The sequence below is a fragment of the Blastocatellia bacterium genome (genome assembly GCA_016713405.1).
Taxonomy (GTDB): Bacteria; Acidobacteriota; Blastocatellia; order Chloracidobacteriales; family JADJPF01; genus JADJPF01.
The window spans coordinates 210,579-228,383 of the sequence record JADJPF010000027.1; the positions used below are offsets into that span (position 1 = coordinate 210,579).

Here is a 17,805-nt window from a genome sequence, read left to right on the forward strand (position 1 = left end):
CTTTATTCTTGTTGTTTAGCTCGAATTGCTTGTCTAATTAAACCTCGACTAGGTAAAATCCCTTTTTCCTGATTTCCTAATTCTAAAATCAAGGCATCTCGCTCATTTAATGGACGATCTGCTACATAACCACTTTGTGCTTTTGCTGCCTCTTCTTCAGCCTTTTTCTTACGATAATCTTCTATTTCATTTTCTGTTACTCCAACTAACTCAATTTTATCTTCTTCAGTAACTTGAAGTAATTGATCCATAGTAATTTTTATATTGCTTTGGCGTTTTACTTCATAACGAATAGGGATAAAAATCAACGGTTGTTTAAAATTAATAGAAACAGCTACATTTTGCTTTTTATAATCAGCTATTACAGCAATTTGATCATCTGGAATATAAACTCTTCTTTCTTTTAGTCTATCTTGAAGTTTTTCTCTAACTGTAGCTACATTGAGTTTATTAGAGAGTAATACATAATAAGTATCATCTTTGACACAAAGATAAGTATAGTATTGAATAAAAAGGGTGATTCCAACATACAACCCAGGCTTCAATAGTTTCTTCAGTTAAATTTTCATGTATTTGACCATCTAAATTAAGTTTCCATAAAAATGCTGATTCTATAATAGTTGCTGCATTAGGTAATGGGCTGGTATTAGGACTAGCATTATTATTTAGTGTGTTGATTTGGGTTGGTAGTTGATCTGTATTAGAAGGTGGTAAATTAGATGAACTTAAGACAGGGGATGAGGAATATGCTTTAGTTCCTATTGTATTAGAAAAATTAACAGTTGCATCTTCTGATAAGTTATCAGTATGTCCTCCTAATTCACCTGTGCTAGCTTTAGCTTTTTCTGTCACATAGGAAAGCATTTTATAGCTATCAGTTTCAAGTAAAGGGTCAACAGTTGGTTCATTGACAGGTGTTTGACCAATTTTGATTGGAGCAATAGTGTTATTAGATGAGTCAAAGGATTTTTCACTTATGATAGATTCAACTTTTACATTAGCTCCAATGCTACGAAGTTTATCAGCAATTTTACAGGCATCTGCTTGGGTTTGAGTTTTCTTTAAGCTCATTCCTTTTGATGAAATTATTTGTTCTGCTTGGGTAGCAGAAATGCCAAAGTCCTGTTGGATACCTTGTAAAAACTTTTGTCTAGTGCTGTCACCTGTATCAAGTAGTCCATAATAAACTACCCGCCATTGACTAGCATTTGGGATAAGGGCGGCTTCTAGCTGTTCTATTAGTTCAACTACAGAACGCTGACGATCATTAGGATTTTTTTCTAGTGTTTGCATTATTACCTTGGCAAGTGGTTCTGGTACACTTGGACAAATTTCTTTTAAGTGTGTCGGGGCCTGGGTAACATGCATAATTATTAATGCTGGAGCATTAACAGCCTTAAAAGGTAATTCTCCAGAAATCATTTGATAAAACATTATACCTAGAGAGTAAATATCTGTACGGTGATCTATGGGGTTGCCTGTACATTGCTCAGGAGACATATAATTAGGAGTCCCTAATAACGCGCCTGTTTCTGTTAAATTTGTATGTTGTTGATTATCTCTAAGTTTAGCAATACCAAAATCTAAAACACGTGCAACTTCTTGATTATCAATAATTTCAACCATTACATTATCAGGCTTTATATCTCGGTGAATAACTCCAGCTTTATGAGCAGCAGAAATTCCAGCACAGATGTGTTTTGCTAAATTTAGAAATGGTCTAAAGGTAATTTTGGCGTTTTATCTAAAAGCCGGCGTAAAGGTGCGCCAGCGACATATTCCATTGCTAGATAAGCTGTTCCCTCATCAGTTTGTCCAAAGTCTGTTACTGATACTGCATTTGGGTGTTTTATACGGCCAGTTGCTTGAGCTTCTCGGCGGAAGCGATCATAAGCAGCAGGATGGGCTTCTATAAGGCTTTTAAGCAAAACTTTAATTGCTACTTTGTTATTAACTTGAATATGTGTAGCAAGATAAACTGCTCCCATACCTCCGCGACCAATACATTTTTCTAGCTTATATTTACCATCTATTGTAATGCCTAAAAGTTCATCAAACAGATGCCTACCACCATCATAAGGACAAGGTTCTGAAGCATTAGAAGATTCTTTCTTACACTTTAAGCACTGTTTCATAAATATAAACTCCATTAAAACTTATTGGAAGCTTTTAACTAACTTTTAATTTATTTTTGGCATAGATATTGTACAGAAAAAAATAATGGAAAGCCAATAGTTAACTATTAGAATATAATCCTTACTTTACAAAAAATATACAATTTATATACATAAAGAATATTAGTTATTAAATATTAGTTAAAGTTCAAGGTTTTTAGATTTCATAAGACTGTTGGTTAATGAAAATGTTGGAGCATCGCGCTATGAATAAACTAAATAAACTTAAAATTTCTATTTCTCAAATGCCAGTTATTGCTGGACGGCCAGATCTAAACCGGGACTATATTATTAAAGAAATTCAACAGGCTAAAGAAACTGCATCAGATATAATTATTTTTCCTGAAATGTGTGTAACAGGTTACATCATTGGCGATTTATACGACGATGAAAGCTTTATTAAAGATGCACAGCGATGTAATGAACAAATTAGAATTGCTACTCAAGGTGAAATTATAGCTATTTGGGGCAATATTACTTTAGAAACAAAAAGTAAGGGTGAAAATGGTCACCTACGTAAATTTAATAGTGCTTTAGTAGCTCAAAATGGTAAATGGGTTGGTTATACTTATAAAACACTTCATCCTAACTACCGTATTTTTGATGATGATAGACATTTTTACTCTATGCGTAAGCTTTTTGAAGAAAAATTACAAACTAGCTCACAAGATAGCGAAATACCTAAAATAACAGACTATTTTTTTCCTTTTGAAATAAATACTCGGCTTGGAATTATAAATATAGGTGTAATTTTATGTGAAGATATGTGGCATGATGATTATTGCTATAACCCTACGAAGTATTTAGTAAATAATGGAGCAGAGCTTATTATCAACTTATCTGCATCTCCTTGGAGTTGGCAAAAAAATAGAAAACGTCATGAGGTAGTAAAAGAATTACTTAAGGAAGCAAAAACGCCTTTTATTTATGTAAATAATGCAGGGCTTCAAAATACTGGAAAAAACTTAGTTGTTTTTGATGGTAGCAGCACAATTTATGATCAATCAGGAAATATTATTTTTTCTATGGGTGCTTACGAAATTGGAACTAAAGAATTTACCTTTAGTGATAATATACAGCCTCTTCCAAATCCTTCTTTAGATGATACAAAAGAGCTTTATCAAGCTGTTAGTTATGCAATTAAAGAGTATTTTCAAACTCTCCCGCCTAATTATAGACGGGTAATAGTTGGTTTAAGTGGGGGAATTGATTCTGCTTTAACTTTAGCTCTTTATGTTGATGTGTTAGGAAAAGAAAATGTTACCGCAATTAACATGCCTTCAAGATACAATAGTAAAGAAACTCGCTCAATTGCCGAAGAAACAGCAAAAAATTTAGAAGTAGCTTATGAAGTCTGCCCAATTCAAGAAATAGTAGACCTAATTGCTCAAAAAACTAATGTTGAGGTAGGTAGCGCGAGTTATCAAAATATTCAAGCTAGGGTAAGAATGGAAATCCTCGCTGCTAAAGCCTAAAATCTACAAGCTGTTTTTAGTTCTAATTGGAACAAAGTAGAAGCAGCGTTTGGTTATGGTACGCTTTATGGTGATATGGCTGGATTTATTGCACCTATTGGAGATCTTGTTAAAAGGGAAGTTTATCAATTAGCAGATTACTTAAATAAAATAATTTATAAAAAAGAAGTTATTCCTCAAAGCTGTTTTGAAATTGCTCCAACAGCAGAACTACGGGAAAATCAAAAAGATCCTTTTGATTATGGCAGTCTAAACCGCAGAGGCTACCATGATGAAATGGTTAGGGCTTTTACAGATTTTCGACTTAATCCAGAATGGTTTTTAGAAAAATATCTGGAAGACAATTTGGAAAAAGAATTAAAACTAGAGCCAGACACTTTACATCGGCTTTTTATCAGTAAACAAGACTTTCTTAATGATTTAGAAAAACATTGGCGACTGTTTCATAGCTCTTATTTTAAGCGTGTCCAAAGCGTTCCAGTTCCTATTGTTAGCAAACGCGCTTTTGGTAGTGATTTACGCGAATCTGTTTTATCTGCCCATTTTACTGAACGTTACCAACAATTAAAAAAAATGATACTTGCTCGACAAACTAAAATTGCAATTTTTGGAGGTAGCTTTAACCCTACTGGCAAACATCATCGTCAAATTGCAGAAAATTTAATTCAGCTTTTTGACTTAGTTGTAGTTGTGCCTTGTGGCATTCGTAGCGATAAATCTTCTGTTTCTGCTATTTCCTTAAATCATCGCAAAGAGCTTGTTAAAAGGGGATTTGCTGGGCTACCTAAAATAGAACTAGATTTTTTTGATTTAGATAATAATACTTATACACCTACTTATTTGCTAGATGAGCGTTATCAAAAACAATTTCCAAATCAACAAATCTGGCATGTTGTAGGCGGCGATATAATAACAGGTGGACGTGAGCAAAAATCAGAAATTCATAGAGTTTGGCAACAAGGTCAAAGAATTTGGCAAGAACTTAAATTTTTGGTTCTTAGCCGTCCTGGTTATCTAGTTGAAAAAGAAGACTTGCCGCTACAAGCGCAAGTTTTACAAATAGATAACCTTTTTGGCTCAGGCAGTCTTATCCGGGAACGACTAGCCAAACATGAGTCTATTGAAGACCTTGTAACTCGTGATGTTGCTGATTATATTAAAGAACATAAGCTTTATCAAAAATTGTGAAAAGTTTCACAATTTCCTCTTGCAGTTTTTTAAATGTTTGTGTATTTTATACACGAAGGTAGAAAGTCAACAAAATAAGAGGTGTTTTGATGAGTAACGAATTAGAGGCTACCTACCAATCTTTGCAAAAGGCCGAAACGTCAGAAGATGTTTTTGGGCTTCTTTCTGGGTTAGATAAAGAAGTACAAAAAGAGCGAGTAAACGCTATTTATAGGCAACTTGCTAAAATTTTGCATCCAGATCGCTACCCCCATAATTCTACTGATCATAAAATGGCAGCAGACGCTTTTCCAATGCTTTCAGCCTTTTATGAAAGAGCAAAAACAAGAATTGAAAAAGAAATTTATGGTTCAAATGCTCCTGATGAAGAAGAGGAAGAAATTGACTTTATTATCAAAACTCGTCAACGTGAATATCATTTGCGTTCGACTTTAGCAGAAGGCGATTTATCAATAATTTATAAAGGTGATTTTACTAGCGAAACAGGCGAAGCAGTACCGATAGTTGCAAAAGTTATAGACGATCCAGCAGATAATGATTTAGCTCAAAATGAAATTAAAGTTCTAAAACTGCTTGTTGGTCAGCCAAATAGATACAGCAAATATCTTCCAACTTTTTATGACCAATTTAAGACTACAGATGGGCAATTTGGCTTGATTTTAGGCTATTTAGCAGATTGCTATGACCTTTATTCAGTTAGAGAAAAATATAAAGATGGTGTAGCGGAAAAACATATGGTTTGGATACTTAACCGCTTACTTACTGTGTTAGGCTATGCTCATAGCAAAGGTATAGTTCATGGAAATATTGAACCTGCTCACCTAATGATTAGACCAAAAGATCATAACTTATTTTTAATTGATTGGAGCTATGCAGCAGTTAACCCTTTTCAAACAGGAGATAAATTTAAGGTATTTAATGAAGATTATAGCGCGCCAGAAGTAGCAGAACGTAAAAAACCTATTCCTGCGTCAGATCTTTACTCAGTAGGAAAATGTATGATCTTTCTACTAGGTGGAGATGTAAAAACCAATACAATTCCTAGTCATATTAATGAGAAACTTCAACGATTAATTAAGTATTTTACTTTACCTAGTCCACTACAGCGCGCTCAAGATGCCTGGCAAATGCATGAGCAACTAGATAAATTGGTAGTGGAACTTTGGGGGCCAAAGAAATTCTTAAAATTTGAAATGTAACTCTGTTTAGTCAAGAAAGGAGATACCACTATGGGTGGTGGATATTATGATGGTGATGTGGCTGAACGTAGCCGTTCAACTCAACAAGATGTTTTTACTTATCAAGGTTATAGTTCAGATCCTAATGCTGCAACTAATAGGCGGGAATGTCACCCTGACCTAAATATCAAAGGTAAAAAACGAGAATGCCGCGATTCTCCACAACATCCTCTTACTACCCCTATTGTGGTTGCTATGGATGTTACACGCTCTCGTGGGGATGATGCAAAAGTAATTTACGGTAAATTACCAATGTTTATTGGGCAAATTATCCTAAAAGGCTATGCTCCAGACCCAGAAGTTAGCTTTGCTGCTATTGGTGATGCTAATTCTGATAATGCTCCAATTCAAGTTGGGCAATTTGAGTCCGATAACCGACTAGATGAAGCTTTAAGTAAAGTTTGGTTAGAAGAAGGTGGTGGTGGAACAGGACAAGAATCTTATGAATTAATGGCATATTATTTTGCTAATCACTCAATTCTTGATGCTACAGCACGAAATAAAAAAGGCTATTTCTTTTTTGTAGGTGATGAAGGTTTTTTATAACAAAGTAGACAAAAATCATATTAAAAATTTAATTGGTGATGATGTTCCAGATGATATTCCAGCAGCACAGGTTTTTGCTCAATTACAAGAAAAATTTCAAGTCTTTTTTATCTATCCACAAAAATCTTGGATAGAAAGAAAAAGCGATATTGATGCAGAAATTAAAAAACGTGTTGAGGCGGCAGGCGGACTTTATGAAGGTGTAGATATTCGTGCATCCCTACTTTGGAATAACCGTAATGACTTGGATTTACACATAGTTACACCAAATAATTATCATATTTATTATGGTGATAAGCGTTCTCCTTGTGGTGGATGGTTGGATGTTGATATGAATGTATCTGGTGAAACTACTAAACCAGTAGAAAATATTCGTTGGAAAAAAGGTGATGCTAAAAAAGGTCATTATAAAATTTATGTGCAAAACTACCGTTTTCATGAACGTAGCCACACGCCAACACCATTTCGACTAGAAGTAGAAATAAATGGAGAAGTTAAACATTTTGAGGGTCAAACACCAGCAAATAAAACAGGCTCAGACAGTAATGTTTATGTCTATGAATTTGATTATGATCCTAATCTGCGACCTGCTGACGAGAACGAGGAAGAAAAATATGCTGGTTATGATGATGAAACAATTAAACGTCAATGGGCAAGCGTAATTTCTCCAGAAAATATTCTATTAATTGATGATCCACAAGCAATTGTTGATGTGATGTTAGGAGCATTAGCACTAGTTGAAGGGACTTCAGACCTAGACACTTATTTAGTAGATATGCAAGGTCGTGGTCAAACTGAAATACGCCAAGGCCAAACTAGAAAAGCACTTGAAGGGCTAGCTGTTAGCACTGCCACTGCCTTAACCAAAATTGAAGGTAGTGGACTACCAAGCCGAGATGCTGGTAAAAAACGTGGTGGAAAATCTAAAAGACTTTAATTTTATGGTGTAAAAACCTTAAAGGGTAAGTAAAACGCTTACCCTTTTTTAACTTTTTAGGATAAAAAATGCTTATTGCAACCTTGCCACCTGTTCATCAAGATAGATTGCTTACTCAAATTATTTCCCATCCATTAGTTGACGAAGTTCGCTATAACACTGGGGTTTGTTCTGCTTATTCTGCAAAAGAGACATTAACTAGAATCTTGGCTTTGACCGAGCGTTTTGAGAAAAAACTCTGGGTGGACTTAAAAGGCCGCCAACTACGCATTGTTAATTGGGCTGTGCCTAACTTTGGAAAAATAATACTTAACCATGAAATAGAGGTTGATTGCCCAGCTAAGGTTTTTTTTCGTGGTAATGAATGGTCAGAAGTAAAAGTTGTAAAAGGAAATGTTATTTATGTTGATCCTGCGCCACGTTATGCCGTAGGCAGCGGACAAGCAATTAATATTCATGGAAATAACTTAAAAATAAAGGGTTATTTTACTAGCGAAGATTTAGAATATATCACGGCTGCTTGTGAGCTAGGAGTAAATAGCTTTATGTTATCTTTTGTAGAAGAATTTTCTGATATAGAAGATTTTCAAGCTTTACTGGCAAAACAACCATTTAAGCTAGATAACACTAATATTGTGTTAAAGATAGAATCACCAAAAGGACTAAATTTTATTGAGCGATTTAATATTAATACAGTTGCAAATTGTTCTTTAATGGCTGCACGAGATGATTTAATGATCAATATTGGAGAAAATAAAGCTAAAATTTTGCCTGCACTAGAGCAAATTATTAAGCGTGATAGTAATGCTATTGTTGCATCACGTATTTTTGCTGGTTTTGAAAGTAAAGGAGAAGTTTCAATAGGTGATTTAGCAGATATAAAACTAATGCAAATACTTGGATATAAGCATTTTATGTTTTCAGATGGGCTTTGTAATCAACATTTTGAAAAAGCAATCCGGGCTTGGGAAGATTTTCTTAATATTTCAGAAAATTAAGTAGAGCTTACACCAGGTAAAATTTCTCTACAATTTTACACCTACAGACAACTAACTTACTTCTTGTCTACATCTCTATCTACCAATTCTAAACTAAGTAAAATGTTTTAATGTTAGAATGGCAGAGTTTTTAATTTCTACTTTATTAATAAAAACTTAAGCTAGTGTTTTGACCAGGGAAAATTACTATAATTGAGGTGATGTTATGTCAAAATTACTTACATATGTTGTTCTTATATCTTTATTATTTTCAACAATTACTACACCTACACTTGCAAAACAAACCTTTCAATCGCCACAAACAGAAGAAGAGCCAGCAGTAAAAATTACTACAGAATTAATTCAATTTGATGTAGTAGTTCAAGATAAAAAGGGAAGAATAGTTAAAGATTTAAAGCCAGAAGATTTTGAAATATATGAAGATGGTAAATTACAAGAGATTACTAATTTTTCATTTATTGATCTTCAGCCTACTAAAACTAGTGAAACAAATCCAGTTATAACTGCCAGCACAGAAATAAATCCAAAAACAAATCCTGAATCAAAAAACTTGCAAACAGCACAAAGAAATCAAGTTGGCCGCACAATTGCTTTTGTAGTTGATGAACTAGGTCTTCCGCTAGATTCAATAGAGCTTGTTAAAGCAAATCTTAAGAAATATGTTGATGATAAATTAGAACCTACAGACCTTGTAGCCATTATTCGTACAGGTGCCGGAGTTGGCGTATTACAACAGTTTACTAGTAACAAACAGCAGCTTTATGCAGCAATTAAAGAAATAAAAGGAAATCTAACAAGATTTAATCGTACAGGCGTTAATTCTGTGGAGGCTGTAGCCTCAACCGCGCTAGATGATCCAGGTGATAGCGGCAACCAAATTTTTAGTTCATACTTGGCTTCTTTAAGAGAAATCAAATTTGTAATTGATGGGTTAAAAAACCTTCCAGGAAGAAAATCTCTAGTTATTTTCTCTGGTAGTTTTCCAGATCCCGCTGATCTTGGCTCAGGGCTTCCTCAAACCAGTAGTTCAATCAATACTGATACAAGAAGAGCAGATGTTCTGAATACTGTTAATTCAACTAATAGGATAGTTACAGAATCAATTAACTCTTTGATAGAAACAGCCAATCGTGCTTCTGTTGTATGTTATACGGTTGATGCTAGGGGATTACTGCCGGGTATAGCACTAAGTGCAGCAGATGATTTTAGCCCTACTTCTACAGTAGGAACTAACGCTTCTAATGATGTAGAGAGACAAATACAAGGTACAATAGAAAACCGAGCAAATTTGCAGATTGGTACTCAAAGAGGGATGAGAACTCTAGCTGGTGCTACAGGTGGAATTTTTAGCGTTGGAAGTGAAACAGGAATTAAAACTTCCTTAGCCGATCAACAAGGTTATTACTTAATTGGTTATAGCCCGCAAGAAGGCACTTTTGATGCTAAAAACCCTTATCATAAATTATCTGTAAAAGTAAAACTTCCCGGCTTAAGCGTAAGAACAAGAACTGGCTTTTATGGTATTAAAGATGAAGAATACAAAGCACTTACACCTACAGAGGAATTAATAAATGCTGCTATTTCTCCATTTGGTGCTAAAGATATTTATTTGCAAGTAACTCCATTATTTAGCTATGACAAGAAAAATGGTAGTTTAGTAAGATCCCTACTTTATATTGATTGTAAAAACCTAACTTTTACTGATGAAGGCGAAGATTTAAAGAAAGCTAACCTAGAATTATTGATTTTTACATTTGGAAAGAATGGCAATTTAATTAATAGGGTAATTCAAACTAGCGATCTAAAAGTAAAGAAAGATAAGCTCCAAGACCTATTAAACAAAGGCTTTGCTATTATCTTAAATACTCCAGCCAAACTATCAGGTACATATCAAGTAAGGGCTGTTGTTAGAGATACTACTACTAAAAAACTTGGTTCTGCTGGTCAATTAGTTGAAATACCTGAAATAAAATCTAACAAACTAACTTTATCAGGTCTTACTTTAGCTGAAGATCGAACAAAAGACCCTAATAGAAATAGCGAACTAGAACTTATTACATTAGCTACTAGAAAATTCCATTCAGGAGCTTTACTTCAATATAGCTATCATATCTACAATCCAAAACTTGATTCTAAAGTAAAGAAACCTATACTTAAACAACAAACAATTCTTTATCGAGAGGGTAAACAAATATTTACTAATGAAGTAATAATTGATACAAAAGGCCAACAAGATTTAGAAAATTTATTAGCTGGCGGCAAATTTGTTTTAGGGACAGAATTAAGTTCTGGTAGATATACCTTTCAGGTTGTTGTTACTGATTTGGCAAACAAAAACCGTGTTCAATCTCAAGAAATGGATTTTGAAATTTTAGGAAAATAGTTTATGAAAAGAATTTGTGTATTTTGTGGCTCAACTTTTGGTGCAAAACAAGAATATAAAAAAGCTGCACAGGAGTTGGGCCAACTTATGGCTAAGAAAAATATAGGTTTAGTTTATGGTGGTGGTAATGTTGGACTTATGGGAGAAATCGCTAATGCAGTGCTAAAAGCAGATGGCAATGTTATAGGCGTTATTCCAAACTTTATGGTAGAAAAAGAACTGGCTCACCGCCAACTAACTGAACTTAAAGTAGTTAATTCAATGCATGAGAGAAAAGCTTTGATGGCCGAGCTTTCCGATGGTTTTATTGCTTTATCTGGTGGAATAGGCACTTTTGAAGAACTTTTTGAAATATTAACTTGGCGACAACTTGGTATTCATAATAAACCTTGTGGAATATTAAATGTTGCTAATTATTATGATAAGTTGATTGATTTCATCAATTACAGTGTTGAAGAAGAGTTTGTTAAAAGTGAAACTAGAGATCTAATTTTTGTGGAATCTGAAAGTACAAAACTACTAGAAAGATTCTTAAATTATCCTACAAAAGATCAAGAAACATTGGATTTAAGCAAAACCTAGCAAAAATGGCAAAACAAGCATTTATTGTAGTTGGTTTAGGTTATGGTGATGAAGGTAAGGGAACTGTTACAGATTACCTTACCCGGAAATTTCAAGCTCATACAATAATTAGATTTAATGGTGGATCGCAGGCTGCTCATCATGTAGTCACAAATGAAGGTTTAACACATTGTTTTGCTCAATTTGGCTCTGGTAGTTTAGTTGCAAATGTAAAAACATATCTTTCTAGCTATATGGTGGTTGACCCCTTATCTTTAATTGTTGAAAACAAAGCCTTAGAGGAAAAAGGCGTTACAGATGCTTTAACTCGGCTTAGCATAGATGGAAACGCTTTAGTAACTACACCATTTCATAAAATTATTAATCAAATGCAAGAAATGTCGCGTGGTGACAATCGTCATGGAAGTTGTGGAAAAGGTGTTGGACAAACAATTTTAGATAGCCATTACTTAAAAGATAAAGCATTGTTTATCAAAGATTTAGCAGATAAACAAATAACTTACCAAAAGTTAAAATTCCTTTGGCAAATTAAATTAGATTTAGCCGAGCAACTTGTTAGCCAACAAAAAGACAACCCAGAATTAATAAAATACTTAGAAAAGTTAAAGCAACCCTATTATATAGAAGAATTAACAGAAGCTTATACTAATTTTATTAGCAAAATAAAGTTAGTTAATGAGAGAAAACTAGAAGAATTTTTTGCTAGCAATGGCACAATAATTTTAGAAGGAGCGCAAGGAGTTTTATTAGATTTTGAGCGAGGTTTTTGGCCGCACGTGACAAAAAGCCAGACTACTTTTGCTAATGCTGATAGGTTGTTAAAGTCGGCTGGTTATCAAGCAGATGTTAAGAAAATAGGCTTACTTCGTGCTTACAGTAGCCGACATGGAGCAGGGCCATTTGTAACAGAAGACTCAGAATTAACTACAAAACTACCTGATTACCATAATGGTAATAATCCATGGCAAAGTGTTTTTCGCGTTGGTTGGTTTGATTTAATTGCAGCTAAATATGCTTGTCAAGTAGTTGAAAATATAGATTTTTTAGCTATTACTAACCTAGATCGTTTATGTGAATTGCCAATAGCTAAAATTTGTACTAGTTATCAATACATTGGTAAAAATATAGATTTAGTAGAAAAATTTTTTGATACATATTTAGATAATAATCAAGTATTTGTTAGCAGTATTAAAGTGCCTAAAGAAACTTCTCAGGAATATCAAAGACAACTAGCAGAATTACTAAAAGATTGTTGTCCAATTTATAAAGAGTTTAAGTTAGCAAAGATGGATAAGATTAAATCTATTTTAGAACTTCCTGCAAATATAAAAGCCTACCTTAATTTTATTAGTGAAAAGTTGGGTATTCCTATAAAAATTATATCTATTGGGGTTACAGCAGAAGACAAAATAAGCTAGATAGGCTAGCCTATTGTCAGAAGCCATTACAGGGCTTAAAAGGTTTAATCTTAAATTCTTTAAGCCCTGTAATGGCTTTTGACCCAACCAGAGTTTTAGCACTCTGGTTGGGTCAAAAATTTAAACTTGAGGAAGATTATAAACAAAAGCAAGCTTATTTAAGTCTCTACGCAAATTCCTCCATTGATTTTGTACATTTGGGCTAAATGGGTTGTTACGCATTCTTGTTGCAACTGGTCTTGCTGAATCAAGTGCGGCTTGGACATTGTTTCTTGATTCCCACCAACTATCATTGCGATCAAATTCACGGCGCAAGCGGTCAAGAGCATCTTCAAACCTTTTTACATCTTCGTTTATTCTGTCTTCTTTTTTGCTTCCATCTAGTCTGCTACGATCTAAATCTCGATCTAAATCTTGGCGGAATCGATCACTACCTTCTTCTACACGTCTTATAATTTCTGACACATCTCGTTTAGCATATCTTTGTTCATAACGTCTATAGTCATTTCTATCATTATCTCTTCCTCTTTGTGCTAGGGATTCACTAGGTAGTAGTGTAATTGTTAATAAAATAGCAATGACTAGTAGAGAAAAATTTTTAACAAGTTTTTTGATCATAGTTATCTCCAATTAATTTATTTTGAACTAATATTAGGTAAATTGGTTTTTAGCGCAAGGAAAACTAACTAAGATTAGTTGTGTGTATTGGTTAGTTAAGTTGCTAGCCATATAAAAACTTGCGAACAAAAGGAATTTCTGAACGCCAAAGCTCTTTTGGCAAATCATCAAAAATAATTTTTCCATTATTTAAGACTAAAAAGCTGATCTTGGTAGAAAGTTTTTCTAAATGCTCATTTTGGGCTACAAAATCTTCCCCGTCATATTTATTAGAAAGAAAACGGATATCATCAAGTTTATGAGTAACAAAAAGAGATGTTACTTTGTTAATATCACGTAGCTTAATTGCCATTTCACAGATTAATCTGGCAGTTGGGGGATCAAGACCGGCTGTAGGCTCATCATAAAAAATTAAACTTGGGTTGTCTACAATTGCTCGTGCTATTGCTACACGCCTACGCATACCACCAGATAAAGCATCAGGTAAAAGATTAGCACTATCTAATAGACCAACAAAGTCTAGGACTTTTTTAACCTCAGAATCAATTTTTTGTTCCTTCCAACCCAGTTCTTGAGGGCGAAAAGCTACATTTTCATAAACAGTTAAACTATTAAATAATGCCCCACTTTGAAAAACCATTCCCATCTTTTGGCGGATTTTGTTTAACTTTGTTTCATTAGCCTGGGTGATATCAAAATCATCAATAAAAATTGCTCCATCATCAGGTTTAATAAGCCCTAGAGCTAATTTTAATATAGTAGATTTTCCACTACCTGATCCCCCAAGGATTACTTTCATTTCTCCTTCTGCTAGAGAAAAGTTTATTTTGTCTAACACAACCTTATCAGCATAAGAAAGAGAAACATCTTGAAAGCAAATTTTAGCTAATTTTTTAGTATCAGGTGTAAGTAGTTGACCTGCTAAACTTGCTAAATTAACAGGTGTTAAAGCTTTTTCAACTAAGATTGTGTTAGACATAATATTTTCTCCTTTAATCACAATCAGGAGTCTTTTTAAGACTAGCTTTAGCTTTATTACTACGAAGTTCTTTAGCTAATTTAGCTAATTTCTCTTTGGCTGAATGAAAATTAGTTGAATCCATAGCCATTTCTGCTTTTTCAGGTAGGTAAGAAATTTCACTAAAGGTGCTAACAATTCTTTCAAAAAATGCTGGGTGAGTACGAAAGAAACTAGCTGATTTTACATAGCCTTTTTCACTAGCCATTTTGTCAAAGAAAGTAATAAAGCCTCTTGGGTCATAGCCTGCATTCCAAGCATACTGCACACCAAGCTGATCGGCTTCCATTTCATAATCTCGGCTAACACCAAGTAATGTTAAGTCTAAAACTAAGCCTAGTCCAAAAAATCCATAGTTAAGAGCATAATACATTCCAATTCCAGCCGCACCACCAGTAAAAATAAGTGCTGCTAGTTGTGCTGCTTGAAAGAAAATACTAGCAATGTTGGCTTTTTTCATAAGCCGCGCACCATGTCGAGCCGACACATGAGCTAATTCATGTGCTAGCACTCCAACAAGTTCTGACTCAGTTGCAGCCTTTTCTATTAGACCACGATTGATGAAAAGATAACCTCCAGGTAAAGCAAAAGCATTTATCTCATCGCTGTCTAGTAAAAATACTCGTATATGAATTGTTAAGTCAGATTTACTTGCAATTAGATTTGCTAAATTTTGTAAATAATCCGTCAACTCTTTGTCTTCAATTATTGGTGGTAGCAGACCTGTAGCTTTAAGTTGTTGTAAGGATTCTTCGCCTAAACGAATATCTTTTTCTTGTCCTTCTCCAACCTTACGAATACCAATATCTTCTACATCACCAAAGCGACGATCCCGCGCACGTCCGCTATTTCGTATTTGCTCGATTTCTCTTTGTTTTGCGGGCCATTGCTCAAGTAAGTCCAGCTTGGCAACTTTATTATCATAGTTTACTGATAAACCATGCTCTCGTTGAGTGTGTTTTTCTTTAATTTGTTTTTCTAAATTAAAGATTTGGCAATGTAAATTTTGCCGTCTTGTTTTCATCTCAACCGTGTCAGCAGAGGATTCTTTATTAAGCTTATCTAGTTTTTCACGCAAAAGCTTAACTTCTTGTTTAAGGGCTTTTTCTTCTTTTTCCAATTGGCTTTTTTCATTAGATTTTTGGTTATCTAAAGCTTTTTTAAAGTCATTAATCTCTTTTGATGAAAAACTTACAGTTGGAGCAATTTCTAATAGCTCAATATAAGATCTGTTAACTAGCTGAGCTAATGTTTCTGCTGGTGCTGTCATCTTGGTATTAATGTTAGCGATTGATGGACAAGCTAATATCGCTACTGTGCTAAACCAAATCATCAGAAGCGATAAGCTAATAGACAGAACTTTTTTCCACATAACCTATCCTCCTAATTATTAATTTATCAAACTTTAGCAAAGCAAACTTTATACCAAATAAATTGATGCTAATTTTATTAGAAAAGATAGTATTTTCTTTGAAAAAGCAAGATATTGAAATTCTATTGATTGAAAAAAGTTAAAAAGATGGGGAATTTTGCACAAAAATATAAATAAAAATGTAATTATTATTGGAGATATAGAAGCTAAAAAATCTGCAAGTATTTTAATAATTGCATTATTAGCAAAGCATAAAGGCCAGCTACGACATCATCCATTACCACACCAAAGCCATTAGCAACATTACGGTCAAAATATCTTACCGGCCAAGGTTTCCAAATATCAAAAATACGAAATAAGGCAAAACCTACTAGTAAAGACGGCCAGCTTAAAGTTATGCCAGTCATAGTCACCAGAAATCCAGCTATTTCATCAATTACAATATGACCTGCATCTACTTGTCCAAAATGTTTGCCTGCGCGTTGTGCAGTAATTGACCCTATAATAATTATAATAAGTGTAAAGATTAAATAACTAATAAGGCTAATTTGTAGATAAAAAGTTAGAAGGATATAAAGTGGGACAGCAAGAATTGTTCCGGCTGTGCCTGGAGCAACAGGACTATAACCACTACCTAGCCCAGTAGCAATAATAACAGCCGCCCAGTCAGTTGCGTTTTTTGCTGGTAGTAGAGTAGTAGCTTTTTTTATTGCCAATGATTGCTCCAAGCAAGAATTAAATGTTGTTTAATGTTCGTAAGTTTCTGGAGCCTCGCCAGTCCAAATAGTTTTTCCAGTATTATCAATATAGCTTGTTTGACTACCATTAAAAACCTGACCAATGCCATTAAATACACGAGCATTTTCATGAATTGGGTTAACTACAAATTTACCTTCTTTGTTGATAAATCCCCATTTTTGGGCTAATTGAACCGCTGCCATACCACCGGAAAAACTTACAGCAAACTCAAATTGTGGTTGAATAACTATTTTTCCAGTTTTATCAATAAAACCTATTTTCCATCTACTTCAACGGATGCTAGACCTTCAGAAAATTCATTAGATGAAACAAACTGAGGGTTAATTATAAATTTTCCAGTCTTATCAATATAACCAAATTTTCCACCATCTCCACCAACTTTAACTCCAGCCAAGCCTTCAGAAAATGAGAGTGCTAAATCAAATTGTGGTTGAATTACCATAATACCGGTTTTATCAATAAAGCCTGTTAGCTGATTTCCATTTGCTTGCGGGAAAGATATTACAGCCATTTCTTCAGCAAAATCTTGGATGCTGCCTTCAGGCTGGCGAAAAATAACATTTCCTTTTTTGTCAACCACCACTGCATCTGCACCATCTTTTAAGCAAACTAAGCCATTATAAAATCTAGGATAACTTTCTTCAAATGGGGAGCTATAGGAAGTGTTTAATACTACAGCACCCGTTTTATCTATAAAACTAGATGCTCCATTAACTACAACATAAGCAAGCCCATCAGAAAAATCACCAGCAGCATCAAAGGTTGGATTAATAACAATTTTTCCACTTGTATCAATAAACCCACATTTTTGACCAATTCTGACACAAGCTAAACCTTCATAAAAATCATTAGCTAAATCATATTGAGGCTCAATAACTATATTTCCAGTTTTATCAATAAAACCATATTTTTTATCTTTAATAACAACAGAAAATTCTGAGAATTTATTAGCAGTTTCATTAGCAATTTCACTTGGCTTTTCAACAACTTTTTGATCAACTTTAGGAGTAGCTTCACTTGTTGAATTATTTACTTTTTTGCCACAAGCAATTGTTAAAAGGGTGATACAGATAAACAAAATAAAAAAACGTTTCATTTT

At 34.0% G+C, this 17,805-nt stretch carries 18 protein-coding genes; 9 read left to right on the forward strand and 9 right to left on the reverse strand.

Annotated elements, in window-relative coordinates; genetic code table 11:
• Positions 1-2: 2 nt before the first annotated feature.
• The 3 genes from IPK14_26665 to IPK14_26675 are packed head-to-tail and all read right to left on the reverse strand — an operon-like array spanning position 3 to position 2,135.
• Entirely contained in the window at positions 3-533 is a 531-nt protein-coding gene (locus tag IPK14_26665) for a hypothetical protein (protein MBK7996821.1), read from the reverse strand.
• Positions 475-1,731, reverse strand: coding sequence for a serine/threonine protein kinase (locus IPK14_26670; protein ID MBK7996822.1), 1,257 nt, complete (start codon positions 1,729-1,731; stop codon positions 475-477). The genes IPK14_26665 and IPK14_26670 overlap by 59 nt, the downstream gene beginning before the upstream one ends.
• Entirely contained in the window at positions 1,710-2,135 is a 426-nt protein-coding gene (locus IPK14_26675) for a protein kinase (protein MBK7996823.1), read from the reverse strand. Before IPK14_26675 ends, IPK14_26670 begins: the two co-directional genes overlap by 22 nt.
• A 245-nt stretch (positions 2,136-2,380) precedes the next feature.
• Here IPK14_26675 and IPK14_26680 point away from each other — a divergent pair, with 245 nt between their 5' ends.
• The 9 genes from IPK14_26680 to IPK14_26720 all read left to right on the forward strand — a co-directional run bounded on the left by IPK14_26680 (position 2,381) and on the right by IPK14_26720 (position 12,939).
• Positions 2,381-3,649 (forward strand): hypothetical protein, encoded by a 1,269-nt coding sequence (locus IPK14_26680; protein MBK7996824.1) that lies wholly within the window; start codon positions 2,381-2,383, stop codon positions 3,647-3,649.
• Positions 3,650-3,724: 75 nt separating this feature from the next.
• Entirely contained in the window at positions 3,725-4,837 is a 1,113-nt protein-coding gene (locus IPK14_26685; GenBank protein MBK7996825.1) for a hypothetical protein, read from the forward strand.
• Between the two features lie 89 nt (positions 4,838-4,926).
• Entirely contained in the window at positions 4,927-6,036 is a 1,110-nt protein-coding gene (locus IPK14_26690; protein ID MBK7996826.1) for a hypothetical protein, read from the forward strand.
• A 30-nt stretch (positions 6,037-6,066) separates the two neighbouring features.
• Complete coding sequence (locus IPK14_26695) at positions 6,067-6,621, forward strand: hypothetical protein (GenBank protein ID MBK7996827.1); 555 nt, start codon at positions 6,067-6,069, stop codon at positions 6,619-6,621.
• Positions 6,605-7,558, forward strand: coding sequence for a hypothetical protein (locus IPK14_26700; GenBank protein ID MBK7996828.1), 954 nt, complete (start codon positions 6,605-6,607; stop codon positions 7,556-7,558). The genes IPK14_26695 and IPK14_26700 overlap by 17 nt, the downstream gene beginning before the upstream one ends.
• A gap of 68 nt (positions 7,559-7,626) precedes the next feature.
• Entirely contained in the window at positions 7,627-8,556 is a 930-nt protein-coding gene (locus IPK14_26705) for a hypothetical protein (protein ID MBK7996829.1), read from the forward strand.
• A 205-nt stretch (positions 8,557-8,761) separates the two neighbouring features.
• Positions 8,762-10,939: a VWA domain-containing protein gene (locus IPK14_26710; protein MBK7996830.1), complete on the forward strand. Its 2,178-nt coding sequence runs from the start codon at positions 8,762-8,764 to the stop codon at positions 10,937-10,939.
• 3 nt (positions 10,940-10,942) lie between these two features.
• Positions 10,943-11,521, forward strand: coding sequence for a TIGR00730 family Rossman fold protein (locus tag IPK14_26715; GenBank protein MBK7996831.1), 579 nt, complete (start codon positions 10,943-10,945; stop codon positions 11,519-11,521).
• A 5-nt stretch (positions 11,522-11,526) separates the two neighbouring features.
• Positions 11,527-12,939: an adenylosuccinate synthetase gene (locus IPK14_26720; protein ID MBK7996832.1), complete on the forward strand. Its 1,413-nt coding sequence runs from the start codon at positions 11,527-11,529 to the stop codon at positions 12,937-12,939.
• 120 nt (positions 12,940-13,059) lie between these two features.
• Here the strand turns inward: IPK14_26720 and IPK14_26725 are convergent, their stop codons facing one another.
• From IPK14_26725 to IPK14_26750, 6 genes are all read right to left on the reverse strand, one after another.
• Positions 13,060-13,557, reverse strand: a complete 498-nt coding sequence (locus IPK14_26725; GenBank protein MBK7996833.1) for a hypothetical protein — start codon at positions 13,555-13,557, stop codon at positions 13,060-13,062.
• A gap of 103 nt (positions 13,558-13,660) precedes the next feature.
• On the reverse strand, positions 13,661-14,536 hold the full coding sequence (locus IPK14_26730) for an ATP-binding cassette domain-containing protein (protein MBK7996834.1): 876 nt from the start codon (positions 14,534-14,536) through the stop codon (positions 13,661-13,663).
• Positions 14,537-14,549: 13 nt separating this feature from the next.
• Positions 14,550-15,947, reverse strand: coding sequence for a M48 family metalloprotease (locus IPK14_26735; GenBank protein MBK7996835.1), 1,398 nt, complete (start codon positions 15,945-15,947; stop codon positions 14,550-14,552).
• 206 nt (positions 15,948-16,153) lie between these two features.
• Entirely contained in the window at positions 16,154-16,657 is a 504-nt protein-coding gene (locus IPK14_26740; protein ID MBK7996836.1) for a phosphatidylglycerophosphatase A, read from the reverse strand.
• 36 nt (positions 16,658-16,693) lie between these two features.
• Positions 16,694-16,963 carry a WG repeat-containing protein gene (locus tag IPK14_26745; protein MBK7996837.1) on the reverse strand — a complete coding sequence of 90 codons (270 nt, stop codon included), beginning with the start codon at positions 16,961-16,963 and terminating at the stop codon, positions 16,694-16,696.
• Positions 16,960-17,802 carry a WG repeat-containing protein gene (locus IPK14_26750; protein ID MBK7996838.1) on the reverse strand — a complete coding sequence of 281 codons (843 nt, stop codon included), beginning with the start codon at positions 17,800-17,802 and terminating at the stop codon, positions 16,960-16,962. The genes IPK14_26745 and IPK14_26750 overlap by 4 nt, the downstream gene beginning before the upstream one ends.
• Positions 17,803-17,805: the final 3 nt, after the last annotated feature.